The 24,559-nt window shown below is 39.8% G+C and carries 24 protein-coding genes; 8 read left to right on the top strand and 16 right to left on the bottom strand.

Annotated elements, in window-relative coordinates; genetic code table 11:
• Position 1: 1 nt before the first annotated feature.
• From EHR07_RS15260 to EHR07_RS15230, 7 genes are all read right to left on the bottom strand, one after another.
• A complete protein-coding gene (locus tag EHR07_RS15260) occupies positions 2-766 on the bottom strand; it encodes an SDR family NAD(P)-dependent oxidoreductase (protein WP_135745845.1) in 765 nt (254 codons plus the stop codon).
• Positions 763-2,022 carry an AfsA-related hotdog domain-containing protein gene (locus EHR07_RS15255; protein ID WP_135745844.1) on the bottom strand — a complete coding sequence of 420 codons (1,260 nt, stop codon included), beginning with the start codon at positions 2,020-2,022 and terminating at the stop codon, positions 763-765. Before EHR07_RS15255 ends, EHR07_RS15260 begins: the two co-directional genes overlap by 4 nt.
• Positions 2,023-2,125: 103 nt before the next feature.
• Positions 2,126-2,557, bottom strand: coding sequence for a universal stress protein (locus EHR07_RS15250; protein ID WP_135745843.1), 432 nt, complete (start codon positions 2,555-2,557; stop codon positions 2,126-2,128).
• Positions 2,558-2,691: 134 nt separating this feature from the next.
• Positions 2,692-3,495, bottom strand: a complete 804-nt coding sequence (locus EHR07_RS15245; protein ID WP_135574804.1) for an ABC transporter permease — start codon at positions 3,493-3,495, stop codon at positions 2,692-2,694.
• On the bottom strand, positions 3,485-4,402 hold the full coding sequence (locus EHR07_RS15240; protein ID WP_135745842.1) for an ABC transporter permease: 918 nt from the start codon (positions 4,400-4,402) through the stop codon (positions 3,485-3,487). The genes EHR07_RS15245 and EHR07_RS15240 overlap by 11 nt, the downstream gene beginning before the upstream one ends.
• Positions 4,403-4,412: 10 nt before the next feature.
• The gene (locus tag EHR07_RS15235) at positions 4,413-5,438 is read right to left on the bottom strand and encodes an ABC transporter ATP-binding protein (protein ID WP_135745841.1); all 1,026 of its coding nucleotides are present in this window, start codon (positions 5,436-5,438) and stop codon (positions 4,413-4,415) included.
• Between the two features lie 34 nt (positions 5,439-5,472).
• Positions 5,473-6,642 (bottom strand): ABC transporter substrate-binding protein, encoded by a 1,170-nt coding sequence (locus tag EHR07_RS15230; RefSeq protein WP_135745840.1) that lies wholly within the window; start codon positions 6,640-6,642, stop codon positions 5,473-5,475.
• Between the two features lie 138 nt (positions 6,643-6,780).
• Between EHR07_RS15230 and EHR07_RS15225 the strand changes: the two genes are divergently transcribed.
• The 4 genes from EHR07_RS15225 to EHR07_RS15210 are packed head-to-tail and all read left to right on the top strand — an operon-like array spanning position 6,781 to position 12,326.
• On the top strand, positions 6,781-8,238 hold the full coding sequence (locus EHR07_RS15225) for an NAD-dependent succinate-semialdehyde dehydrogenase (protein WP_135745839.1): 1,458 nt from the start codon (positions 6,781-6,783) through the stop codon (positions 8,236-8,238).
• A complete protein-coding gene (gabT, locus tag EHR07_RS15220; RefSeq protein ID WP_135745838.1) occupies positions 8,235-9,524 on the top strand; it encodes a 4-aminobutyrate--2-oxoglutarate transaminase in 1,290 nt (429 codons plus the stop codon). Before EHR07_RS15225 ends, gabT begins: the two co-directional genes overlap by 4 nt.
• A gap of 7 nt (positions 9,525-9,531) precedes the next feature.
• Positions 9,532-10,977 (top strand): gamma-aminobutyraldehyde dehydrogenase, encoded by a 1,446-nt coding sequence (locus tag EHR07_RS15215; RefSeq protein WP_135745837.1) that lies wholly within the window; start codon positions 9,532-9,534, stop codon positions 10,975-10,977.
• A gap of 41 nt (positions 10,978-11,018) precedes the next feature.
• A complete protein-coding gene (locus EHR07_RS15210; RefSeq protein WP_135745836.1) occupies positions 11,019-12,326 on the top strand; it encodes a DUF389 domain-containing protein in 1,308 nt (435 codons plus the stop codon).
• On the opposite strand, the gene EHR07_RS15205 is transcribed toward EHR07_RS15210, so the two are convergent.
• A complete protein-coding gene (locus EHR07_RS15205; protein ID WP_135745835.1) occupies positions 12,318-12,965 on the bottom strand; it encodes an LIC_11490 family protein in 648 nt (215 codons plus the stop codon). The two genes, EHR07_RS15210 and EHR07_RS15205, sit on opposite strands and share 9 nt — an antisense overlap.
• 85 nt (positions 12,966-13,050) lie before the next feature.
• On the opposite strand from EHR07_RS15205, the gene EHR07_RS15200 reads away from it, so the two are divergent.
• Together EHR07_RS15200 and EHR07_RS15195 are read left to right on the top strand one after the other, a co-directional pair.
• On the top strand, positions 13,051-14,292 hold the full coding sequence (locus EHR07_RS15200; RefSeq protein ID WP_135745834.1) for a hypothetical protein: 1,242 nt from the start codon (positions 13,051-13,053) through the stop codon (positions 14,290-14,292).
• Positions 14,293-14,757 (top strand): chemotaxis protein CheX, encoded by a 465-nt coding sequence (locus tag EHR07_RS15195; RefSeq protein ID WP_135745833.1) that lies wholly within the window; start codon positions 14,293-14,295, stop codon positions 14,755-14,757.
• A gap of 10 nt (positions 14,758-14,767) precedes the next feature.
• On the opposite strand, the gene EHR07_RS15190 is transcribed toward EHR07_RS15195, so the two are convergent.
• The 3 genes from EHR07_RS15190 to EHR07_RS15180 are packed head-to-tail and all read right to left on the bottom strand — an operon-like array spanning position 14,768 to position 18,348.
• On the bottom strand, positions 14,768-15,742 hold the full coding sequence (locus tag EHR07_RS15190) for a tetratricopeptide repeat protein (RefSeq protein WP_135745832.1): 975 nt from the start codon (positions 15,740-15,742) through the stop codon (positions 14,768-14,770).
• Between the two features lie 11 nt (positions 15,743-15,753).
• Positions 15,754-16,488 carry an LIC_11485 family protein gene (locus tag EHR07_RS15185; RefSeq protein WP_135745831.1) on the bottom strand — a complete coding sequence of 245 codons (735 nt, stop codon included), beginning with the start codon at positions 16,486-16,488 and terminating at the stop codon, positions 15,754-15,756.
• A 3-nt stretch (positions 16,489-16,491) separates the two neighbouring features.
• A complete protein-coding gene (locus tag EHR07_RS15180) occupies positions 16,492-18,348 on the bottom strand; it encodes an OmpA family protein (protein WP_135745830.1) in 1,857 nt (618 codons plus the stop codon).
• Positions 18,349-18,398: 50 nt separating this feature from the next.
• Between EHR07_RS15180 and EHR07_RS15175 the strand changes: the two genes are divergently transcribed.
• A complete protein-coding gene (locus EHR07_RS15175; RefSeq protein WP_135745829.1) occupies positions 18,399-20,039 on the top strand; it encodes an ATP-binding cassette domain-containing protein in 1,641 nt (546 codons plus the stop codon).
• Here the strand turns inward: EHR07_RS15175 and EHR07_RS15170 are convergent.
• Genes EHR07_RS15170 through ompL47 form a run of 5 tightly spaced genes read right to left on the bottom strand, consistent with a single transcriptional unit; the run spans position 20,036 to position 23,851 of the window.
• Positions 20,036-21,061: an Lsa36 family surface (lipo)protein gene (locus EHR07_RS15170; RefSeq protein ID WP_135745828.1), complete on the bottom strand. Its 1,026-nt coding sequence runs from the start codon at positions 21,059-21,061 to the stop codon at positions 20,036-20,038. The genes EHR07_RS15175 and EHR07_RS15170 overlap by 4 nt on opposite strands.
• A gap of 39 nt (positions 21,062-21,100) precedes the next feature.
• Complete coding sequence (gene rdgB, locus EHR07_RS15165; RefSeq protein WP_135745827.1) at positions 21,101-21,697, bottom strand: RdgB/HAM1 family non-canonical purine NTP pyrophosphatase; 597 nt, start codon at positions 21,695-21,697, stop codon at positions 21,101-21,103.
• The gene (locus tag EHR07_RS15160; protein WP_004785977.1) at positions 21,694-22,044 is read right to left on the bottom strand and encodes an STAS domain-containing protein; all 351 of its coding nucleotides are present in this window, start codon (positions 22,042-22,044) and stop codon (positions 21,694-21,696) included. Before EHR07_RS15160 ends, rdgB begins: the two co-directional genes overlap by 4 nt.
• Before the next feature lie 5 nt (positions 22,045-22,049).
• Entirely contained in the window at positions 22,050-22,751 is a 702-nt protein-coding gene (locus EHR07_RS15155) for a ComF family protein (RefSeq protein ID WP_244288955.1), read from the bottom strand.
• 26 nt (positions 22,752-22,777) lie between these two features.
• Positions 22,778-23,851, bottom strand: coding sequence for a multi-beta-barrel domain surface protein OmpL47 (gene ompL47 / locus EHR07_RS15150; protein WP_135745826.1), 1,074 nt, complete (start codon positions 23,849-23,851; stop codon positions 22,778-22,780).
• 64 nt (positions 23,852-23,915) lie between these two features.
• Here ompL47 and EHR07_RS15145 point away from each other — a divergent pair, with 64 nt between their 5' ends.
• Positions 23,916-24,557 carry a flagellar filament outer layer protein FlaA gene (locus EHR07_RS15145; RefSeq protein WP_135745825.1) on the top strand — a complete coding sequence of 214 codons (642 nt, stop codon included), beginning with the start codon at positions 23,916-23,918 and terminating at the stop codon, positions 24,555-24,557.
• Positions 24,558-24,559 lie beyond the last annotated feature (2 nt).

Below are 24,559 nucleotides of genomic sequence, written 5' to 3'. Positions count from 1 at the left end.
CCTATTTTGCCGTTTTCCCACCATCAACAGGAATCACTGCTCCTGTAATAAAAGAGGCACCATCAGACGAGAGCCATAAACATGTTTTTGCGACTTCTTCTGGAGTTGCCATTCGACCCAATGCATACGATTTCATTCTTTCTTTTTTGACTTCTTCTGGATTCGGAACATTGGCATAAAACACTTCATCCATTTCTGTTTGTATTCCACCAGGGCACAAAGCCACAACCCGAATTCCAGAGGAACCGTATTCTAAAGCCGCCGATTTTGTTAAGCCAATGATTCCATGTTTTGTCATTGAATAAGGACCTGCTTTTTCTTTTCCCCTAAGCCCCAATGCTGAAGAAACATTAATAATGACTCCACCTTTTCCTTGGCTCAGGAATTGTTTTAATTCAAACTGCATAGAAAGAAAGGTTCCTTTTAAATTTACGTCCATTACAGAATCAAAAATATCCAATGGATAATCAGCAGTTGCTTTTAAAACACCAGAAATCCCTGCGTTATTCACGGCAACATCAACAGAACCATACTTAGCAACAATTGATTCAATAAAATTACGAACTGCTTCCGATTGTGTGACATCACAACGGACAAACATTCCCGTGCCACCTTGTTTTTCAAGAAGTGCTAATGTCTCTTCTCCTTCTTGTTTTCGCCTTCCGCAAAATCCAACCGCATAACCGGCGTTTGCAAACTCTAAAACGATTGATCTACCAAGCCCAGAAGTTCCTCCGGTCACTATTGCTACTTTTTTTCCACTCATTGGATTTCCCTTTCTTCGATCAAACGTCCATAACGATTGATTGCTTCCTTAACATTTGCCTGGTCAAGTTCAGAAATGGATTCAAAACGAAATCCAGCAAAAAAGCTGTCTTCATTATTATCGTCTTCTTTGACCCATAATAAAATACAAGTTCCATGAACGAAACCGACAATATCAAAATGCATAAAAAATTCGAGTTGCCCACTATTGGCGAGTTCGCCCGGATGGATCCCGGAGCAGCGCACCATAAACCCGGAACTTGAAATATTTTCTATGGTAGAAACTATATTTCTTCCGTTTTCTCTGATCGAAATATTATTTTTGAACTGATCCAGAACTCTAAACCTTGGATCAATTTCGTACACTTCTTCCTGTGTACTTTTTAAGCGTTTATAAACTTTCAAGGGCAAAATACTGGCTGCCATTTCAATTTTCGTAATTTCTTGATTTTCTTGGTAGGCTGTAATTTCTAATTTTGAGTAATTCCAATAACCTAATTTACTAAACTTCGTTTCTTTTGCAATTGCCCTTAACTTGATAGGCATATTCATTTTTGCATATTGAAAAAATTCAGAATTTAAATATAACAATAAAAAGGTGACACCTTCAAAAGGGACCTTCCCAAACATATGGTTACAAGCAATCCCGAATTGTCTTGCAGCCTCAACAATTTGCATTCCTGAAATATGTTTTAAATTTGGTGGTGAAAAAAACTTATGGCCTGGTGGAACATAAAGGTTTGCAAAAAAAGTATCCTTTTTAGGTATCTCAGCAAATTGTTCAAATATTTCAGATATCTTTGCTTTCTCTACATTACCAATATAGAAGTCACGTCGTTTGACTATTTGTAAAATGCGAATTTCATCCGACTCTGTGACTTTATCTTTAAGAACATATTGCTGTAATTCTGTATCAAACTGATAGAAGTTACGTATAAAATCAATTTGTGTTTCATCAATTGCTGCTTCTTTCACAATCCTTTCTGCAGATTCTTTACGTATACGATACGGAATTGTTTTGAGTTGGTAATATTTTCCACTAGTATCTTGCTTTTTAGCATAATACTGTAAGATAAAGTCAATTTCTTCATTCGAAAGTTTTGGGAACACATGTTCTTCCATGACGACAGCTGTTATCATCCGAGGAAGGGCTCTTCGAATGTTAGAAACAAAACTATCGTCTTGGTAATATGTTCTTGTATATCGTTTGTCTAGGGGTAAAACTGCGGGGAATTCTTCTTTTTCAAAAACCATCATAAGTATCAACCGAGAATCTACATTGAGGATTAGTCCGTAGATTCCGATAGGATACAATTCCGCGCAACAAATTTAACAAGGATATGGCAAATTTATGTTAACATCACCTAACTACTGTTACTGAACAAGGTGCATAGTGTACAACTCGATCAGAAACACTACCCATAATAAATCTTCCAAGAATTCCATGACCCCTACTTCCAATCACAATCAAATCAGCCTTTTCTTTTTCGGCCAATTTGCATATTTCTTCAGCAGGATATCCTTCCAATACAACTCGTTCCCATTTCACGGAGGTTTCATCTAGGATTGGGTGGATTTTTTCAAAGCGTTGTTCAGAGATCCACTTCACACGATCCTTTCCCGCAGGAGCCGCATCATAATAACCTGGCAATGGGCCAAAATCCTCAACTACTTCAACGACGTAACATTTTGCATTACTTGCTTTTGCAATTGCCAAACCAAATTCCAACGCTTTGGCAGAACTAGGTGAACCATCAATCGGGATGATCAGCTTTTGAATCAATTTTTCCATTCCAGAAGTCTACCATCTTCCTGGATTTGGGAAAGTGAAATTCCTTTGACAATTGTCAAAATTTTCAAAGATACAACAGTTCCCAAATGGAAAATAGTAATTTAAGTTAAGAAATTAAAGGCAATTTAGTGGGATTATTTTTTCCCACCTTCATCTTCTTTCGTTAAGTAATAGGCTACAAGGATTGGAATTGTTGTCACTAGAATGACAAACACAGCCACAACATTGGTTACAGGCCTTTGTCTCGGACGAATAAATTCAGTTAACATCCAAATAGGAACTGTAGACTGTTGCCCCGCAGTAAACGTTGTCACAATCACTTCATCAAATGATAATGCAAATGACAACATTCCTCCAGCTAACAATGCAGTGGCGATATTCGGTAATATTACAAACCGGAATGTCTGCCAAGGATTAGCACCTAAATCCATAGATGCTTCCACCATGGAATGAGAACTCCTTCTTAGTCTTGCTAGCACATTATTATAAACCGTCACAATACAAAACGTAGCATGAGCGATCACAATAGTCCAAGTACTAAAGGGAATTCCAAATAGAGACATGGCTGACCTAAGTGAAATACCAGTTACAATTCCAGGAAGCGCAATTGGTAAAATCACAAGAAAAGAAATCACTTCTCTCCCAAAAAATTTGCTTCGATAGACAGCAAGACAAGCCAAGGTTCCAAGAATGATAGCCAAAATGGTTGAAATTGTCGCTACTTGCGAAGAGAGGATGATTGCTTCCCATATATCATTCCTGTCCCAAGCCACACCAAACCACTTGAATGTAAAACCTGGTAAAGGGAATTGAAAAGTTTTTTCATCCGTAGAGAATGCATACATGATGATAATAAAAATGGGAATATGGATAAATAGAAAACCAAGAATGGTTGCCAGTTTTAATCCAATAGTTCCGAAATTCCATTTAGAGGGCATCGAAAGCTCCTAATCGTTTGGCAATCATAAGATATACCATCATAATAATGATCGGTATCATTGAAAACGCAGCCGCCAATGGAATGTTACCAGCAGTACCTTGATGAGTATAAACAGCCATTCCTATAAAGTAACTCGAGTTTCCGATGATGGTAGGAATGATATAATCACCTAACGTAAGCGAGAAGGTGAAAATGGAACCTGCGACCACACCTGGAAAAGCTAAGGGGAGCACCACTTTCCGAAAGGTTTGCGCCGGCCCCCCACCTAAATCCGAAGATGCTTCGAGTAAGGATTTAGGAATTCGTTCCAAAGAAGCTTGGATCGGAAGGATCATGTAAGGTAACCAAATATAAACAAAAACAAGAAACATCCCAATGTAAGAAAAAGACAACGAGGTCCCACCGATCACCGGGATAGAAAGGATAACATCGAGTAAATGCAAAAGTCCTAGTTTTTCCAAAATCCATGTGAGGATACCTTCTTTTGCCATAATCAGTTTCCAGGAATAAACTTTCACAAGATAACTCGACCAAAGTGGCAACATCACTCCCAAATACAAAATAGGTTTTAGTTTAGGACCTGCATACATTGCCATATAATAAGCAATGGGGAAAGCAATGATGGCACTCACAACAGTCACAGTAAACGCCATTGTTGTTGTACGAAGGATGATATCCCAATTGGTACTCTGGCGAAACAAATCATAATAAGATTCTAAAGTAAATTCTCGTTTGATGACTCCCGAAAAAGAATCGATGGAGAAAAAACTTTGGATGAGTAAGGTAAATAGAGAACCTAAATACACAACTCCTAACCAAATCAGAAGTGGTGCCAGTAACAAAAAAATCGCAAGGCCTTTGCGATAAAATAGAAATGTAAAAAACTTATCTAGAGTGTTTGTCATTTACAAATCCTTAAAGTAAATGCATATCGGAATCTTTCCAACCCACAAGGACTTCCGAACCAACAGCAATGTGTTCCGCTGAGATTTTTAAGTTTTGTGTGGAGGCAATGATACGAGATCCACCAGGGGTTTCAAAATGCATTTTAGAAGTAGCACCCGAATACACTTGGCTTTTTAAGATGGCCTTAAAGGTTCTATATCCTGTGGAATGGTTATCTTCCTTGGCATTGGCAAAGACATGGACTCTTTCCGGACGAATCATTCCTTTTCCATTTTGACCAGTGAGTCGTTTGGTTTCTTCTAAAGAAAGGATGTTGGATGTTCCCACAAAGTTGGCAACAAATTCAGTTTTTGGACGATCGTATAATTCTTCAGGTGTGGCAATTTGCTCCACCTTACCTTTGTTAAAGACTGCAATCCGATCCGACATTGAAAGTGCTTCTTCTTGGTCGTGAGTAACAAAGATAAAAGTAATTCCTACTTCTTTTTGGATGGCTTTTAACTCTAATTGCATCTCTTCCCTAAGTTTGAGATCTAAAGCACCGAGTGGTTCATCGAGAAGTAATACTCCAGGACGATTGATGAGGGCACGTGCCAGGGCAATCCTTTGCCTTTGTCCCCCCGATAATTCAGAAGGTTTACGATTCCCCACATCGGGTAACCTGACCATAGAAAGCATCTCAGAGACTCTTTGGTTTATTTCTTTTGTGGGAGTGTTTTTAATTTTTAATCCATACCCAACATTTTCCGCAACCGTCATGTGTGGAAATAAAGCATAATCTTGAAATACTGTGTTCACATTTCTTTTGTAAGGCGGGATGCCTGTTACATCAACACCTTCCAAAAGAACCCTTCCTGAAGTCGTATCCTGAAACCCTGCCACCATACGGAGACAGGTTGTTTTTCCCGACCCGGAAGGGCCTAACATCGAAAAGAATTCACCTTTTTTAATTCCAAAGGAGACATCATCCACCGCAATAAATTGATCGAATTTCCTTGTTACATTTTGAAATTCAACATCGAAAACTTGGTCCATTCCTTCTCCTTTAGAACTCATGTGATGTTAGGATTTATTTACTTCCAATGATGGAAATATAATCTTCAGCCCATTTTTTATAAGGCACACATTTTCTGCCACCGGAACAATCTTCTTTTGGAGTTCTCCAGAAAGAGATTTTTTCAAAGTTATTGAATCCGTTTACGGCACAACCTGTGTCTCCAAGAAGAGCATTTCCTTTACAAGCAGAAGGAACGGAAGGAACGGATCCAAACCAAGAGGCAAGGTCACCTTGCACTTTTGGAGAAAGTGAATGTTCTAACCATTTGTAAGCACAGTTTACGTGTTTGGAATCTTTATGAAGCATAGTGCTATCTGCCCAACCAGTGGCTCCTTCTTGTGGAACTACGGAAGCAACAGGTTGTTTTTCACTCACAAGAAGGTTTACTTGGAATGGCCAAGTAGAAGAGGCAACAAGTCCTTCTTTTTTAAAGTCATCCACTTGCACCATAGCATCATGCCAATACTTTGGAACGAGTTGTCTTTGTTTTTTTAATAGTTCAATGACAGCATTGTATTGTTTTTCATCCAACTCATAAGGATCTTGGATTCCAAGTTCTGGTTTTGCTTGTTTTAAATACAAGGCAGCATCTGCAATGTAGATTGGACCATCAAACGCTTGTACACGACCTTTGTTCGATTTTCCATCAGGAAGAACTTGTTCTTCGAAAACAACATTCCAACTTGTTGGCGCTTTTTTAAAAACTTTAGTGTTGTACATAAGAACGTTTGGACCCCATTGATAAGGAACACCGTAATGTTTTCCTTCCACAGTATGCCAAGGAGCATTTTGCAAACGAGAATCTACGTTTTTCCAACTAGGGATAAGATCAGTATTGATTTCCTGAACCTTTCCACCAGCAACCAAACGAAGTGATGCATCTCCGGAAGCAGTGACAAGATCAAATCCACCTTCGTTCATGAGAGCTACCATCTCATCAGATGTAGCAGCAGTTTTTACATTTACTTTACAGCCAGAACTTTTTTCAAATTCAGTGACCCAGTCATATCCTTTGTCTGTTTCACCACGTTCAATATACCCCGGCCAAGCAACGATGGAAACTTCTCCTTCGCCTTGTCCGATTTCGGAAACCTTAGTTTCTTTTTTGCCGCAGGCAACCGCAAATGCGATTGAAAGGACTGCAACAGAAAAAATCACTCGTTTGTATGAATCGAATTTCATAAACCTATGTGCTCCTGGTTTTACTTATGTCAGGGATTAGATACCAAAAATCCAAAATTAAGCAACCACTTCCTAGGTTTTCAAAAAAAAGGTAGGAATTTTTCTGCCATGGGATTTCGATGAAAGCACAGGTTTGGTATGAAATACATCAAAGACAAAGACCTTTTCCGACAAGAAAACTTCATAGGCGGGATCTGGTGCCCTGCAGAAAACAAAAAAGAAATTTTAGTATATAACCCCGCAAGCGGTGAAGTGATAGGGAACATTCCTCATTCCCAAGAAAAAGATACAGAGAACGCGATTCGTTCTGCCAAAGAAGCACTTAAAGATTGGAAAACCCGGCCCGCAAAAGAAAGAGCAGGAATTTTACGCAAATGGTTCCAACTCATGATCGACAACCAGGAAGATCTTGCCCTCATCATGACACAAGAGCAAGGAAAGCCCCTAACAGAAGCTAGGGGGGAGATTGCCTATGCGGCATCTTATATCGAATGGTTTGGTGAAGAAGCAAAACGTTCTTATGGAGACATCATTCCTTCTCATAGAAAGGACACAAGAATACTTGTTTTAAAAGAACCAATCGGTGTGGTGGGAACCATTACACCATGGAATTTTCCTGCAGCCATGCTTGCCAGAAAAGTAGCACCGGCTCTCGCTGCAGGTTGCACTGTAGTTTCTAAACCTGCGGAACTCACACCCTACTCTGCACTAGCAATGGCAGTTCTTGCCGAACGTGCGGGACTTCCGAAAGGCGTATGGAACGTGTTAGTTGGTGATCCGATTGCCATCGGAAAAACCATTTTAGAAAGTAAAGAGGTACGCAAACTCAGTTTTACTGGTTCTACAAAAACAGGGATTTATTTAATGGAAAAATCTGCCGCTACCTTAAAAAAACTTTCCCTCGAATTGGGTGGCAATGCTCCCTTTATTGTTTTTGAAGATGCAGACCTGGATGAAGCTGTGAAAGGTGCCATGTTATCCAAATATAGAAACACAGGACAAACTTGTGTTTGTGTAAATCGTTTCCTGGTTCAATCTTCTGTAGCCGAAACTTTTGCTAAAAAACTAGCAGAGAAAGCTAAGGAACTTGTGGTCGCCAATGGAATGGAACCGAATGCACAACAAGGTCCTCTTATCAACGATACAGCACTCGAAAAAGTAAAATCCCATATTGCTGATGCCGTTTCGAAAGGAGCAAAAGTCTTAACAGGTGGGAAAGAACACAGTCTCGGTGGGAATTTTTTTGAACCTACCGTGCTTTATCCTGTAAATTCCACTATGGTTGTTACAAAAGAAGAAACCTTTGGTCCAGTTTCTTGTATCCAAACCTTCCAAACCGAAGAAGAAGCCGTCCAATTAGCCAACGACACTGACTTTGGACTCGCTTCCTATTTGTATACAAAGGATATGGCTCGCATTTTTAGAATCGCCGAACAACTAGAATACGGAATGGTGGGAATTAACGAAGGGTTAATTTCTTCGGAACAAGTTCCTTTCGGCGGAGTCAAATTTTCAGGAATGGGACGCGAAGGTTCGAAATACGGACTCGATGATTACACAGTAACCAAATATCTCTGCCTCGGAGGAATCACATGACGGGCAATCAAAAACAAACCAACCAAACTCTATGGGAAAGAAGACTCGCAAACGTTCCGAGAGGTGTCACAACCGCCTATCCAGTGTTTGCTGAAAAAGCAAAAAATGCAGAAATTTGGGATGTCGAAGGAAAAAGGTTTATTGACTTCGGTGGTGGAATTGGTGTCCAAAACACGGGCCACTGCCACCCGAAGGTCCTTGCTGCTATCCATAAACAAGTGGACCAAGTGCTTCACACTGCTTTTCAAATTATGCCTTATGAACCTTATATCGTTCTTGCTGAAAAACTCAATGCCAAAGCACCCATTGAAGGAAGTGCCAAAACCATTCTTTTTTCTTCTGGAGCTGAGGCTTTAGAAAATGCAGTGAAAATTGCAAGAGCAGCCACAGGACGACCTGGAATCATTAGTTTTCTCGGCGGGTTTCATGGAAGAACCATGATGGCTCTTGCCCTCACAGGAAAAGTGGTTCCTTACAAAAAAGGTTTTGGACCTTTTGCAAGCGATGTGTATCACATTCCTTTTCCTATGGAATACCACGGTGTGACAGAAGACGATTCCATTAAAGCCCTAAACAATTTGTTTAAAGCAGACATTGATCCAACTCGAGTGGCCGCCATCATCATTGAACCCGTGCAGGGTGAAGGTGGGTTTTATATTGCTTCTCCAAGTTTCTTAAAAAAACTAAGAACCATTTGTGATGAACATGGAATCCTTCTCATTGTCGATGAAGTACAATCGGGGTTTGCAAGAACCGGAAAACTTTTTGCAATCGAACATTCGGGAATCAAACCAGACCTCATCACGACTGCGAAGTCCCTTGCTGCAGGAATGCCTCTTTCTGCTGTGATTGGAAAAACTTCTATTATGGATGCCGTAGAACCTGGCGGACTTGGCGGAACCTATGCCGGAAATCCCGTCGCTTGTGCCGCAGGGATTGCTGTGATGGATCTCATCGAAGAAGAAGGAATTTTAGAGAAGTCTGTAAAACTCGGAAAACTATTAGTCTCTGAGCTAAACGAAATCAAAAAAACGTATCCTCACATCGGCGAAATACGCGGGTTAGGTGCTATGGTTGCATTTGAACTTGTAGAAAATGGAGACGCTAATAAACCTTCTGCCGATTTAGCAAAAAAACTAACCGCCAAAGCTTTAGAACATGGACTAGTTTTACTATCTTGTGGTGTGTATGGAAACGTCATCAGAATTCTTGTACCGATCACCGCTGAAGAGTCTGTGGTCAAAGAAGGTTTGAGTATCATAACAAAATCACTAAAGGAAATCTAAAACTTACATGAAAGAATATAAACTTTGGATTGATGGGAAATGGACAAACACAAGTGGCGGGAAAGCCATGGACATCGAAGATCCTGCCACAGGCAAAAAAATAGCGAAAGTAATTGATGCGAGTGTCGCTGATGTAGACAAGGCGGCCAAAGCAGCTCACAAAGCTTTTTATGATGGAAGATGGTCTGGGCTCACTCCAGGGGAACGCTCCAAAGCCATTTGGAAACTTGCCGATCTTTTAGAAGAAAAAACAAAAGAGTTTGCAAAAGCAGAATCTCTCAATGCAGGAAAACCTTATAAAAATTTAAGCCTTGCTGGAGACATTCCTTTTGCTATAGATAACATTCGTTTTTTTGCGACAGCGGCTCGCGATGTACATGGAAGCCGGGCAAACGAATACCAACCAGGATACACTTCTATTTTACGTAGAGAACCTGTGGGTGTGGTAGGACAAATTGCTCCTTGGAACTACCCACTCCTTATGGCTGTTTGGAAATTTGGACCTGCACTTGCTGCCGGTTGTACTATCATTTTAAAACCTGCACCAGGAACACCCATCACCACACTGATGTTAGCCGAACTAACAAAGAAAGCAGGGATTCCTGATGGCGTGATCAATATTGTCACGGGTGGAAATGCCACTGGACAAGCCATTGTAGACCATCCACTAGTTCGAATGGTTTCCCTTACCGGATCCACGGGAACCGGAAAAAACATTATGAAGTCTGCTTCCGATTCTCTAAAACGAGTGCATTTGGAACTTGGGGGGAAAGCCCCACTGCTTGTTTTTGATGACGTGGATATCAATCTATTTGCCACCAAAGCTGCGTTTGGTGCTACTTGCAATTCCGGACAAGACTGTACTGCTGCCACAAGAATTCTTGTTCCCAAATCCTTACAGAAAAAAATCACAGATGCTGTTGTGGATGCAATGAAAGCGGTGAACGTGGGTGATCCTTTTAACGACAAAACAGAAATGGGGCCTCTCATCTCTGCCATCCACCGAGAACGAGTTCTCGGATTTATGGACAGAGCAAAAAAACAAGGGGCAAAAATTCTGACTGGTGGATCTGTTCCCAAAGGTTTAGACAATGGATACTTTTTTGCACCTACTGTTGTCACTGATGTCAAACAAAACTTCGACATTGTCCAAAACGAAATTTTTGGACCAGTTCTTACCATCCAATCTTATGAAAATGAAGAAGAAGGAATCAAATTGGCAAACGATGTCAATTATGGATTAGCTTCTTCCATTTGGACAAAAGATGTAGCACGCGCTATGCGAGTTGCCAAAAGATTAGAATTTGGAACTGTATGGGTAAATGATCATCTTCCACTTGCTTCCGAAACACCTCATGGTGGTTTCAAACAATCAGGATTTGGAAAAGATCTCTCGATTGAATCCGTTGGTGATTATTTGATCACCAAACATGTGATGGTAGGAGGAGTATAATTTCTCTATCCGAATAGGAACAGTCGGATGTCTAAGGGGCTATGGCATCCGAAAAAAATCCGATTGTTTCCTTTTTTGAATGGTTGGCACCCAGGTTTCATCTCTTAGATGATTTGGACAAACCCGGTACCATCGAATCCGTCCAAAAAGGTGCGGAACTAAGAGGTTCTAACCTTTGGACGTTAATCTTTGCCATTTTTATTGCAAGTATCGGTCTTAATGTCAACTCCACTGCAGTGATCATTGGGGCGATGCTTGTATCCCCACTGATGGGACCAATCGTTGGGATTGGATTTGCAGCTGCCACAAATGACTTTGACAATTTAAAAAAATTCCTAAGAACACTCTCTGTGGCTACGATTGTAAGTATTGCCACTTCCTTTATTTACTTTTCCCTTTCACCAATTAACGAAGCACAGTCGGAACTACTCGCAAGAACCTCTCCCACCATTTATGATGCTCTCATTGCCATTTTTGGCGGTGCCACAGGGATCATTGCCAATACCAGAAAAGAGAAAGGTACTGCCATTGCGGGAGTGGCCATTGCCACTGCCCTTATGCCTCCTCTCTGCACAGCCGGGTATGGATTGTCACAAGGAAACTGGACTTATTTTTTTGGAGCCACATACCTTTATTTGATCAATTCCATTTTTATCGCTATCTCTACTTTTATTTTTGTACGTTATATGGAATTTCCAAAAGTAAGTTGGGGTTTATATAAGGAGAAAGAACGAAAAGTAAAAATTTATCTGGGTTTGTTTACCTTAATTCTAATTCTGCCCTCCATCTTTACCGCATACCAAATTGTAAGGTCATCCTATTTTAAAGGGAAGGCTAATGAATTCATTCGTAATGAAATTTTAGTAGAGAACCGTCGAATTTTGGAAAAAGAAATTACATACCAAAAAGTTCCTACAATTGAGCTAACCATCATCGGTCCCAAAATCGACGAAAACAAAGAAAAGGAATTACAATCTAAATTAAAATATTATAATATGGAAAATACAAAACTCATATTACACCAGGATCTTTCCTCTTCTAATATAGATACCTTAAAATACGAAATCTTATCTGAAATCTACAAATCCAATACAAACTACACGCAGAGCAACACAGAGATGATTGCAAAAGAAATCCAAGTATTTTTTCCAAATCTTGTTTCGGCAAGTTTCACAAAAACAAAAAAGTTTGATATGAACCAAAACATCTATGTGGATACAAATATCTTTGATTCTGAATGGACGAAACTCCCAACAGAAAATGACAAAAAGAAATTAGAACAATTCATACAAATCCGTACGGGAGAAAAACAAATAGATTTGGTTACAAGAGAAAAGCCTTTAAACTAAGGCAGCTTGTTTTAGAAAATCTTTAAAGGTATCGATGTCTTTTGTGAAAAATACAGGTTTCGGTGCCTTCATATCTTTCAAAAGAAACACAATCCCTTGGTTGTGGAGAACCACTTGGTCCAATTCATCAGGCGTGTAAGTATAAGTCACATTTCCTGAATGAAACAAAAACTTTCCATTCTCTTCGCGTAAACTTCCAGATCCAATTCGTTTGAAGTTCTTAAGGCCATCTTCCATAGATTCTAAATCTGAGGATTCCTCACCAAAGGTAAGTTTACCGGAATAATCCAAATACAAAGTCCCCTCAATTTGAAATCTGCTTTCTTTGGGTGTGGGAGGTTCTTCTTCCAAATTTCCATCTTCTGTAGGTAATAAAACTTCGGATTTTTGAACCACAGATGGTGTCACTTCTTCAGGTAAAGAGTAGGAAATATGGCGATCATCGGAAATGGCACGTTCCTTTCTGATCCTTTCATCCAATTGAGGCGAAACGGACGGGCTTTGTGGCATTCGGTATGGGCTCGGACTTTGGGCCTTTCGCTGTGGAAAGGTTGTAGGTTTTGCTTTTTGTGGTGAAAGAGCTACGTACAAAAAACATAGGACACCCACAAGAATCATAGCAAAGGCTGCGAACAACATACTACCTATATTATCTTGCCAAACGGCGATTCCCTTGATTACATTTTTTCTTTACAAGGGTTTCGAAAACGGAAACCCTTCCTTTATGTTCGAAGAAGAACCCTCTACCCTCAAAGAAAAAATCTATCGTGTGATTATTGCCCTCTTTTTATTCATTTTGGTCGGAACCCTCATCATTACATTTTTGCCTGGGGACGCTGAACAAAGCCTGGTAGGTGCCATTACGGGCCAAAATTCGACAAAGGCTGGAACCATTGCCGGCAGAAGTATCCCCGTCGACTACTTCAATGCGGCCAAACGCGATTGTTACTACCGCTACCAACAATATGGTCGTGAAACTGCCCAAAACCCAGAACTCCTCAATTCTTGTGCTTTTTCTACAGTCAGAGAAATCTACATAGCAAACGACATTGCTACAGCAGTTGGTTTCCAAGTTTCGGAAATTAGCATCAAACGTGATATGTCAAGGCAAGCAAGAGAAGTTCATAAAGAGTCAGTATCCCAAGCTGGATACGGAGAAGAAGATTCTCGTTCGCTCACAGAAATTTACCAACAAATTTACCGATCGGCACCTATGAACTACCGCATCGATTCTGCGACTGGATATGCTTTATATCCTAACTTTTTAGACCAACCTCTCACTCCTTCCGAAAATGAGGCCGAGTTGGAAGATGAAGCCAAACGTGCAAAAATTTCTTTCCGCATCGTTGCGGTCTCTGAGGTTAATTTACTCAATGCCGTCGAAGCCAAAATCAATATTTCTGATGCAGAACTAATGAAAGAGTATGAGAAAGAAAAAAAAGAAGGATCCCTTGCCAAGGATCCTTCTGGAAACGTTGTGAGCTTCGAATCTAGAAAACCACTTTTACTTTCCAAACTAAAATTTGATCGCAAAAGAAAGGAAGTTGAAACGTGGAAAGGTCGCATTGCTGCAAAAATTTCGGAGCCAAATGCTCTGGAAGCCATTTCCCAGGAAACACTCCAACCGATTGAGACAGTTTCAAATGTTTCTTTATCTGATCTAAAACTAGTCACTTCCAACCGAGGCAATAGCTACCGTTTGGCGAACTCTGCCAAATTTTGGGAAACACTCGCCAATGATCCGTTTAGCAAAAAAACAGTAGTGGGACCTTTTTCTGATAACGATAAACAGGTTTATGTGGAGTTTGGGGACTTAACATACGGACAAACCACAGCAAAAAAACCGGCGGACCAAGCTGCAGATTTTTTGAAACAAAGGCAACTTCTTAGCTTTTTTCTTGAAATAAACCAGTCCTTAGCAGCAGAATACAACGTAGAGAAAAAAGGCCTTCTCTCTTTAGAATAAATGCAAATTAAAGCCGACTTCATCAACCCGTTCCTGGAAGCAGCCACCATCGTTTTTCGCGATGTCCTACAACAGGATCTCATCCGAGGAAAAATCGGAATCAAAGATTCACCTGCGCCAAGCCATGAAATTGCAATCATCATTGGTGTAGTGGGTTCTTTTAGTGGGGAAGTGGTTTATAGTATGAACCTCGATGCTGCCTACAAAATATCGCGCAAACTGGTTCCTGGTCTTTCTGATGAGGATGTCAAAAACGAATATAAAGATATCCTCGGTGAGATTGCCAACATGACCACAGGTAATGCGATGAACATTTTTACCTCTGCAGGACAATCTGTGGAAATTACAACACCGAACATCCAAGAGACGAACAGCACATCTGTTCGGTTTAACAAAAAACCAACACTCTCCATCAACTTATATTCTAAGTTTGGAAGAATCGAAGTAAATGTGGCGATTGCTTAATCGTTAATTTTTAAATAGAAGAACCTAAAACCCGCATTCTTTCGCGGGTTTCTTTTTTAAAATCGTATCCAGGAACCAAGGTTTTTCCCTCTACTCCATTCATATAGAGTTGGTAGTATTTTAATGACCGTTCCAAATCCCTTTCTTCCCAACTACTTTCGTAAATTTTTCCTAAGTAATAATGAGAAGGAAGATACTCCGCCGATTCTTTAAAGTTTTTAATGATATTCACTAATTGGTGGACTGCAGAACGAAATTCTTTTTTGCGAATGAGTAGGATTGCCATCGCATAATGGGATCTAGGCGTAAGTTCAGGGTGTTTTGGATACTCAGTAACAAGTTTTAAATATTCTTTATATGCCTTTTCTTCTGCCTCTGGATTTCCAATCCGATCCAAAGAACGTGCCAATTCAAATTGTGTTTTGATTTTGAAATCAGGATCTTCTTGTTTTTCCACAAGGTTTAATGAATCTTTTTCTTTTCCATCCAATCCAAATAAATTCGAGTTTTCTACACGAGAAAACTTTGCCGCGTCTCCTTCCTTTCCGTAGGAATCAGCAAACTCGGATTCGGCGGTTTTTTTTTGATCTCTTGTTAGATAGGCCTTTCCTTTCTGAAAAGAAGCCAGAGAAGGATCAATGACTTCCTTCTTTTTTTTCTTTTTATCAGTTGGTTTTGCATTTATTGTAACAGCTGCTTGGTTTTCTTGTGTAGCAGACTTGGACGGTAATGATTCTGGACTATTGTTTTGAGTGGAAAGATTGTTTAGAGATTTGGACGGAGTTCCCTGCACTGGGTTCATCATTGCTGTAGAGTTCAGAGGATTCTTTGTTTGACTTTCCGTTGTTTCCTTACCTCCCTCTTTGGTCCAAGTTTCTGGAAACGGTAAAAACAATTCTGTGGATTCGGCAGAAAGGCTAGAAACCAAATTTAAGAAAACAAAACAAACGAATAAGAAAGGAGTTAAAACAAACTTAAAATACAAAAAGAAATCCTTCATCGTAAATTTTTTGGAATTCGTTCTAAACTTCTAGGTTTCCCAAATCCTTCATTTGATTCAGGAGGTTTGGGTAATTTCAAAGTTTCCAGGTTTTTTTCTTCGTTTTTTGCCTTCACTTTTTTTTCCAAATCGGAAACGCGGTCTAACATCCTTTGCATCCGAAGTTCTGAGTCGGAATCGGAATCAGAACCCGATTTTGTATCTTCTTTGGGAGATGCCGGTTGGATATCAATTGGTGCTGGAATCAAACCATCACCTGACGGAGTGTAGATGGGAGGAACCGAAGTATCTTCTGCTTTTCTATTTCTAAAGTCGTATTCTTTTCCTAAAAAATCTTGTTCCTCAGGGATTGTGTCATGAGTGTATCCATTAGATTCTCTTTCACTGATAAAATCAAATTGCATCCTACGATTGGATTCGTATTTTAAATCTTCGGGATCGGACATACGGACATCTTTTCTTTTCCGATTGTAGTCTCTTTCTATCTCTGTTAAAAATAAACTTCTCGTATCCTGAGCCAGTTGCAATCCTTGCGGTTTTGCACTTTCCCAACCATTGGTCCAACCCACATAAATTGCCATGATAAGAAAAAATGCAAAAAGCGAGATGGCAATTTTTTTGAGTAGGTCTTGAATTTGGGGAGGGATTTTGTCCACGAGCCCATCGACGGCACCCATCATCTTTTGGGTGTCTACATTGACTTTGGGTATATTTATATTTTTGATATCCACTGGTTACTCTTCCGAAATTTTAAAGACTACCCTTCGGTTCGTCCCACGACCTTCTTCGGTCTGATTGTCAGCAATTGGAGCCGAGGGACCAAATCCCACCACAGCAATCCGTGTTTCTTCTATCTTATGTTTAGACTTTAAATAATTAGCAACTGAATTTGCTCTTTCCAGGGACAACTTTTGGTTGGCAGATTTGGTTCCCACGTTGTCTGTATGACCTTCGATGAGAATTTTCAAATTCGCAGATTTTCGTAAAATACCTGCCAATCTGTCTAATTCCGGCTCCGATTCTTTGGTAAGTTCAGCAGAGCGAAAGGCAAAGAACAAATTGTTCATCACAATTTGGTTTCCTTTTTTTAACTTGGGAAGGACAAGAAGGACCGTTTTTTCTTTGTCTTCTTTCTCTTTACCCACCAAATTAAGGTTTTGTGAAACAGGAAGATAACCTTCCTTCTCTCCATAAAACCCATAGTTCTCCTCATACGGCAAGATGATGCTAAACTCACCTGTATTTGGATCACTCACAGTCGATCCTATTGATTTTTTTCTCGTTAAAGATTCATACTGAACAAAAGCTGAAAGTGGTTTCCCCTCTTCATCCACCACCTTTCCTTTGATCACCACCACAGGATCAGGTTGGAAATGGTTAGGAATGGCCGCCATGTACAATTCCCCTTCCCGAGAAACGTAAGCCCAATTTCCTACGGCAGGGATGCTAAAAAAATTAACACCTCTTAGGTTAGAAGACAATTCTTGTGGTTCTGACCAAGCAGTCCAAGAATCATTCAATCTTCTTGTGATAAATATTGAGATTCCTTCTTTTCTTCCAGAAGAAGAGAAATATAATGTTTTGTCGTCGGGAGCAAGGAAAGGTGCCATTTCTTCTTCAACGGTGTTCAAAGTGTTTCCTAAATTAATCCCTTCTTCAAATACACCCGAATCATTTTGTAAACTTACATATAAATCTAATTTACCGTAATTTTTCTTTTGTTGGGCTGAGTAGATAAGTGTCCGACCACTCGATGCCAATGCAGAACCACCAAATACTTGTTGGTTGGGATTATCTGCCTTTTTATACCAGTTATAAAAGCTAGGGAAGTTTATCGGAGTGGGCATCGACCAACCCGATTCCGTTTTACGAGTTTTATATAATGGGGCACGGTTTTGGATTTTTTCTGTCCGTTCTTTATATTCAGATTCTAACTTTGTCAAAACAAGATGGAACTCTTTTGGGTTTTGTGCTTCTCTTGTAGCAATTTGAGATTTATACATCATCTCCCGTTTTAAGTTGTCGAGCATTTCTTCTTCCCCAAAATTCCCAAAAACAAAAAGTTCATTCCCACCGGGGAGAGCTGAAATGACAGCAGAAGGAAATTTATTGTTCAGTGGCGTGGGAAGTTGTTCTCCTTGCATCCAAAACCCGTATTGGTCTCGTTTGGCGGCCCAAATTTTTTGGGTGGATCTACCCCCTTCGCGAACAAGGGCGGTCCAAAATAAAATCTTTCCATCAGGTGTACACTGAGGATTAAAAGAAAAAAGTCCCCCTGTCACATAGCGAGGGATTTTTTTTAAGGTCCAGTCTGGTGTTTTGCCAGATTCGAAGGGTTCCATCTCATAACGAATAGGATTACAAGTTTCTGCTTGCACATCGCATAACATCCGTATCTTTTTCCCGGCTAAATATGCTAATTCCTCTTGTAAGACACCACCACTAATCCGAAAAACCTGTTTGTCCGTGCGGAGGAGATGGCCGGTATTTAAAAGATCCCCCTCCAAAACCTGGATTCCATTTTTTACACTTTGTGAGCTAATGAGCCCGTTCCCGAAAAAGAGGAGAATGATGATAAGAATCCGTGCCATACCATACGAAATGTCGGTTGAAACCTCCGATTCCCTTAGAAAATTGACTTATGATCCAAGCTAGCGGCATTACAGTCTCCTTCGGGAAAAAACCTCTTTTCGAAAACGTCTCCATAAAATTCAAACCGGAATGCCGTTACGGTCTGATTGGGGCCAACGGGTCCGGAAAATCGACCTTTATGAAGGTTTTAGCGGGTATTTTACAGCCCACTGCTGGTTCTGTGGTGGTGGACAAGGATATGAAGGTCGGATACCTCAAACAGGACCACTACGAATACGAGAATGAGACCGTTCTCGGCACCGTCCTTCGGGGAAATCCAGAACTTTGGAACGTGATGACAGAACGAGATGCCATTTACGCCAAAGAAGAGATGACCGACGAAGACGGAATGCGTATCTCCGAAATTGAAGAAGTTTTTGCTGATATGGGCGGGTATGAGGCCGAATCGGTGGCGGGTGAACTTCTAGAAGGATTAGGAATCCCTACTTCTGCGCACAATCGCCCTTTAAATTTTCTTACCGGTGGATTCAAACTCCGAGTCCTTCTTGCCCAAGTATTATTTTTAAAACCAGACGTCCTTCTACTGGATGAACCTACCAACCACTTAGATATCAAAACCATTCACTGGTTAGAAGAACTTCTAATAAACTACGAGGGAGTGGTCATCGTAATTTCCCACGACCGTCACTTCATTAACTCAGTTGCCACTCATATTGCTGATTTAGATTACAATACCATCCGAGTGTTCCCTGGAAATTATGACGACTTCATGATTGCAGCAGAACAATCTCGTGAACAACTCATGAGTGATAGCAAACGTGCAAAAGAAAAAATTGCCGACTTACAAGAGTTTGTTTCTAGATTTTCTGCCAATGCAAGTAAATCAAAACAAGCTACATCTCGTCAAAAGATGATCGAAAAAATCAAAGCAGATATGGTGGATGTAAAACCTTCTTCTAGGGTAGCACCTTACATTCGTTTCAAAGCAAAACGTACACTTGGAAAAGATGTGTTCGAAGCCATTAATATTTCCAAAGCTTACGATGGGAAACCAGTCATCAAAGAATTTAGTACCTCCATCACCAAAGGGGAAAAAGTGGGGATCGTTGGAACAAACGGAGTTGGTAAAACAACCCTTCTCAAAATGTTATTAAAAAAAATAGAACCAGATTCTGGTCAGGTAAAATGGGGAGATTCCGTAGAAACTTCCTTTTTCCCGCAAGACCACCGTGAGGCGATGGAACCAGATGCGGACACTCTCGTGGAATGGTTGTTACGTAACGCTCCCCAAGGAACGGAAGTACAAGAAATCCGTGCGATCCTCGGTCGTATGCTTTTTTCTGGAGATATGGCAAACAAATCCACAACGGTTCTCTCTGGAGGTGAAAAATCAAGAATGATCATTGGTAAAATGATCCTTGCCGGAGACAATGTCATTGCTCTTGACGAACCAACCAACCACTTAGATTTAGAGACCATTGAAGCCCTTAACTACGCCTTATCCTTGTTTGAAGGAACAGTCATCCTTGTTTCTCATGATAGGGAATTTATTTCCTCGCTTTGTACAAGAATCATCGAAGTGACACCTGAAGGAATCAAAGATTTCAAAGGAAATTACGAAGAATTTTTGGAACGAGAAGGAAACGATTTTTACAAACGACTTACCGGTGGTGCCATTCTCGCTACTTAAAATTGAAGTTGCAGGGAAAGATTAATCGACTGAATTTCTTTCCCTGCCATTAATTCTGTCACAAAACTAAATTTTCCCATACTAATTTGTAATCCTAAACTTCCATATCCAAAACCTGACCTATGGTTGTGTCTTGTTGATAATCGAATGCCAATCGCACTTGGTACAGAACCAAAATCATCTGGATTTGCCATAGTGGATATAGCAGCAAATCGACTTGCATGGATAGCAGTATAACCATGATTATAAACAAATCCAATTCCTGGAATGATTGAGAAAAAACCGATTGTATAGTTATATTTTAAATCTAAAGACCCAGATACAATTCTCGATTGGTAATACAAATCGTTTTGACCAATCCAACGACGTTTGTCCCCATCAATTCTAAATTGGGTTGGCCTTCTATCATAAGCGCTCAGGTAAAGATCTTGGTTGGTTTGAAAAACTCCCATTCCAAAAGAAAATCCAGAATCAATAGGAAAATATCTCAGGACGGCCCCAGAATTAAAAACCCTACCTCGAACATCAGTGTTTCTAATTTTGACAAAAGGTATATTCGCTTCATTAAACTCATATGGGAAAAAATGGGTAGTTAGGTTCCACTGTTTTGCAAAAGCTCCATCCAACCATTGCCCTAAGTTCGCCGTAAAACTGAGTGAAGGTGAGGCTGCCGCTCCCTTTTTGGGAAGAGTTCTCAGTTCAGAATTTTCGTAGTAAAAATCTCTGGCTTTCTCCCTACCTTGAGAGATCGTATAACCTAATCCCAATCGGTATCGTTCGATGTTGGATCCTCCCGATTGGTTTGAATTTAAATTCTGTAATACGGCATTTTCCCCCATAGAACGAAGGAATCCATTGGTATAGATTCGATCAAATACGGGTTCTGCAAAATTTCCTAATAATTGGTATTCACTCGGAATATTAGAACATTCCCCTCCCAAACAGAGAACCTGTGCTTCCACGGGGTTCCCAACCAAAAGGATCGCATAACTAAAGAAAAAAAAAGAGAATAAAAATCTCATAGTGCAAACGACTTTGATTAAATAAAAATTTAACCTTTGTTACTTTAGATGAGAAAGCCAATCCAGAAAATGTTCCATTGCTTTTTTTCTGTGAGAGACTGTATTTTTTTCTGATTCTGGAACCTGTGAAAACCTCTTTCCGAAGGGAGGATAAATAAATATTGGATCATACCCAAATCCAAATGGACCTTCCTCATCATAATCATTGGCAATGACACCTTCCACTCGGCCTTCAAAGGAAACTTCATTGATCCCATCCACATAACTTACCACACAACTATAATAAGCAACCCGATTAGGATTTTCACCTAACTTTTGCAATAGGAAGAGAGCCCGTTCTTTGTCGGTAAGACCTGGACCTCCGAATCTTGCCGAATACACCCCTGGTTCTCCCCCAAGTGCAGGGACAGATATTCCGGAGTCGTCGGCAAAGGAAGGAAGTCCCGTGAGCCGATAGAGTTCTTTTGATTTTATAAATGAATTGCCAGTGAATGTGCTTTCCGTTTCTTCTGGTGCGAAGTTGATTCCTAAATCTTTAGGGAGTACAACATCATAACCGTAAGGGGAAAGCAGCATTTGCATTTCCTTCCATTTGTGTAAACTGCCGGAAGCAAATGCTAAAGTTTTTTTTGTCAGTGGGAGTCTTCCTCGTCCAGTTGAAAGCCTTCCATAGCGGAAGATAAATCAGGGAAAATTTCAAATACTTTGTCGAGCATTGTGATTTCAAAAAGCTGAATCAAATCTTCATCAACAACAATCACCTTGATATCGCCATTCATAGGCTTTAACTTACGTTTGGTGGCAACAAAAATTCCAAGTGCAGTGGAACAAATATGATGAACCTTTGTGAGATCCAAAATGATTTTTTTAACAGAACTTTGTGTGAGTTTAGAAAGTTCTTTTTCAATTTCATCTGAATCAACCTTGAGGATGGCCCCAGAAAATTTAATAATCCTTATGTCATCCTTGACTTGAACATCCATTCGATTCAATCACCTCCACTTAACAGTAAAACTACGCAAGTCACCTTTTTTGCTCCTGCCATTTTGTACAGCCTAGCAATTTCATTTACAGTGGCACCTGTCGTAAATATATCATCTACAATGAGAATATGAAGTCCCTCAATGATTCTATCACTTTTTATGAATTCGAATGCCTTTTTTGCATGAAAAAATCGCTTTTCGTAACCTTGGGATGACTGTTTGTCCACTGAAACCTTACGCAGACTAGTATCTTCCCTGATTTTCCAAAACTGCATCCATTTTGTAAAAAGAACATAGGAAGAATGGTAAGACCTTGGACCATCTTTCCTTGAGGAAGGAACTAAGGAGATTCGATCGGGAGGATCGTTTTTTAGAAAGTTCCAAAGGAACCTATGGCCTAAACAAAAGTAATTTGCAAGGAAACGTTCATTTTCAAACTTTAGAGACTGGAAAAGACATTTTTCAAAGTTTCCCCTCTTTTGTAAAAAGAGGACCTGATCGTAAAAAACAAATCGATCCGAAGGATGTTTCAACCGGTTAGTTTTTAAATATTGTTTTTGTGGAAGGTAGTTTTGTTTCGTACAAAACTTACAAACTGCTAACAGTTCAGAGAAGAAATCAATCCTCCCGCAACTGACACAGGATTTTGGGAAAATAAAGGATAAAAAGTGAACCCCTCTCATATAGAAAGGGGTTTCTACCGCCAAAGAGCGGTTCTAGTTTTTTAGTCGAATTACTTAGCAGGAGTTGTTGCTTGAGGAGCTTCTACTTTTGTTTCTTCAGCTGACTTTTGGATGGTAGAAGTAGGAGGAGTTAAATCTACAGTGAGTTTTACTTCTACTACATCGGATTGGTTACCAACATTATCAACTGCCATTGCTTTAATGACGTGATCACCTTGTGTTTCAATAACGATTGCTTCTACATAAGGTTTGTATTCTTCTTCGTCAATTTTTACTAAAACTTTTTTAATGCCTGATTCTTTATCAGTAGCATTTACATAGAAAACGTTTCCTTTTCTTTGAAAGTTTTTTCCATTGATATCAACAAGTGGAAAAGAAGGAACGATTTCAACAGTTGGTTTTACATCATCTACATTGATGATAAGTGAAGATTCAGGAGAAGAATTTCCAGATTTATCAGTAGCGGAATACTTAACTACGTTTGCTCCACCATTCTCTAACTTGATTGGATCAGCATAAACTTTTGCAGCTTCTTGGTTGATGCTGAATTGTACTTTTTCAACACCTGTTTGTTGGTCTTCTGCAACTAAAGTATAAGTATTGTTTTTCGATGCGAAAGGAACTCCATCTAAAACAAAAAATTGTTCTTGAGGAACCAAATTTACTCTTGGTGCAGTATTATCTACATGAACCACAAGGATTTTTGGAGTTTCCGCGTTTCCTACTTTATCTACGGAACGATAGTAGATTTCAGTAAGACCTTCTTCAGCAAGACGAATCGGTTGAGTGTATTTTCTGTATTCACCGTTTTTTGGTTTCCACTCGATAAAATCGATTGTGGAAGATTCGTCTTTTGCATCTAATGAAAAAGAAGTTTTACTTGTAATAAAAAGAGCAGACGCATCAGAAGTAGAAGCTCCTGATTCTTTTTTGTCACCCAAGATGTCTTTTACAGTTGTCTCAACTTTATCAACACCATCTTTGGCTTGAGTAGAGGTGGTTTCTGTTTGTTTGATTGCCTGGTCTTTTGTGGAAGTAGTGGCTTTTGGTGCAGCAACTTGTGCTGTGATTTGGCCTGCGAAAGTAATTGTCAGTATGGCCAAAAGGTATTTGTGCGCCTGCATTTGTATAAGTCTCCTTTTTACAGATAAAACATATATATCCCCCTTCTAAGGAATTATTGTCAACATGATTGCACTAAGAAACTTAAGGAATCTCACACTTTTTCTTTTCTTCTCTGGAATGGTTCCGATTTGGGGCGAGAGTGGGATTTGGCGGGAAATACTACTAGAAAACTTTGAATTATCCAATTACAACCAAGGTAACTTGCGTACTAAATTAGAAAAAGGTACAAAACTTCCAGAAATTTCCCTTTCTACCAATTTTACAGCACCTATTCCTGGCTCCAAACAAGCACTTGTCTTACGAATCCCCAAAGATGCCAATTTTCCATTTTCATTATACTTTCCAAAACCAATTGAGGTGAATGCCTTCATCAAAGAAATCACCATTCCCATTTATTCTTCTCAGTCCAATGGGAACCTAACACTAATCATAGAATCACAAGATGCAGAAGTAAGACAACTGAACCTCACTTCACTCAACTATCGCGGTTGGAAATCCATTACGGTTTCTATTTCCAAAAATTTTGATCAAAATGATCGAGTTTTTCTTCAAAAAAGCTCCATCAGAATTCTAGGATTTTTTTATCTTCCCTATGAAAACAATGACCCGAACCAAGAGGTCCTCATTGCCATCGATGATATAACTGCCATTGTGCGAGATAAATATAGGCCTCTTCGTAACAAAGAAATTCTACTCGAAGATTGAAT

Source organism: Leptospira bandrabouensis, assembly GCF_004770905.1.
Lineage (GTDB): Bacteria > Spirochaetota > Leptospiria > Leptospirales > Leptospiraceae > Leptospira_A > Leptospira_A bandrabouensis.
Note: the sequence above shows the minus strand (reverse complement) of the source record. Positions and strands in the feature narration are given on the sequence as shown.

Excerpts from the sequence above, each read along its gene's own strand:
- EHR07_RS15260 (WP_135745845.1), bottom strand. The coding sequence starts at position 766 with ATGAGTGGAAAAAAAGTAGCAATAGTGACCGGAGGAACTTCTGGGCTT.
- EHR07_RS15255 (WP_135745844.1), bottom strand. The coding sequence starts at position 2,022 with ATGATGGTTTTTGAAAAAGAAGAATTCCCCGCAGTTTTACCCCTAGAC.
- EHR07_RS15250 (WP_135745843.1), bottom strand. The coding sequence starts at position 2,557 with ATGGAAAAATTGATTCAAAAGCTGATCATCCCGATTGATGGTTCACCT.
- EHR07_RS15245 (WP_135574804.1), bottom strand. The coding sequence starts at position 3,495 with ATGCCCTCTAAATGGAATTTCGGAACTATTGGATTAAAACTGGCAACC.
- EHR07_RS15240 (WP_135745842.1), bottom strand. The coding sequence starts at position 4,402 with ATGACAAACACTCTAGATAAGTTTTTTACATTTCTATTTTATCGCAAA.
- EHR07_RS15235 (WP_135745841.1), bottom strand. The coding sequence starts at position 5,438 with ATGGACCAAGTTTTCGATGTTGAATTTCAAAATGTAACAAGGAAATTC.
- EHR07_RS15230 (WP_135745840.1), bottom strand. The coding sequence starts at position 6,642 with ATGAAATTCGATTCATACAAACGAGTGATTTTTTCTGTTGCAGTCCTT.
- EHR07_RS15225 (WP_135745839.1), top strand. The coding sequence starts at position 6,781 with ATGAAATACATCAAAGACAAAGACCTTTTCCGACAAGAAAACTTCATA.
- gabT (WP_135745838.1), top strand. The coding sequence starts at position 8,235 with ATGACGGGCAATCAAAAACAAACCAACCAAACTCTATGGGAAAGAAGA.
- EHR07_RS15215 (WP_135745837.1), top strand. The coding sequence starts at position 9,532 with ATGAAAGAATATAAACTTTGGATTGATGGGAAATGGACAAACACAAGT.
- EHR07_RS15210 (WP_135745836.1), top strand. The coding sequence starts at position 11,019 with ATGGCATCCGAAAAAAATCCGATTGTTTCCTTTTTTGAATGGTTGGCA.
- EHR07_RS15205 (WP_135745835.1), bottom strand. The coding sequence starts at position 12,965 with ATGTTGTTCGCAGCCTTTGCTATGATTCTTGTGGGTGTCCTATGTTTT.
- EHR07_RS15200 (WP_135745834.1), top strand. The coding sequence starts at position 13,051 with ATGTTCGAAGAAGAACCCTCTACCCTCAAAGAAAAAATCTATCGTGTG.
- EHR07_RS15195 (WP_135745833.1), top strand. The coding sequence starts at position 14,293 with ATGCAAATTAAAGCCGACTTCATCAACCCGTTCCTGGAAGCAGCCACC.
- EHR07_RS15180 (WP_135745830.1), bottom strand. The coding sequence starts at position 18,348 with ATGGCACGGATTCTTATCATCATTCTCCTCTTTTTCGGGAACGGGCTC.
- EHR07_RS15175 (WP_135745829.1), top strand. The coding sequence starts at position 18,399 with ATGATCCAAGCTAGCGGCATTACAGTCTCCTTCGGGAAAAAACCTCTT.
- EHR07_RS15170 (WP_135745828.1), bottom strand. The coding sequence starts at position 21,061 with ATGAGATTTTTATTCTCTTTTTTTTTCTTTAGTTATGCGATCCTTTTG.
- EHR07_RS15160 (WP_004785977.1), bottom strand. The coding sequence starts at position 22,044 with ATGGATGTTCAAGTCAAGGATGACATAAGGATTATTAAATTTTCTGGG.
- ompL47 (WP_135745826.1), bottom strand. The coding sequence starts at position 23,851 with ATGCAGGCGCACAAATACCTTTTGGCCATACTGACAATTACTTTCGCA.
- EHR07_RS15145 (WP_135745825.1), top strand. The coding sequence starts at position 23,916 with ATGATTGCACTAAGAAACTTAAGGAATCTCACACTTTTTCTTTTCTTC.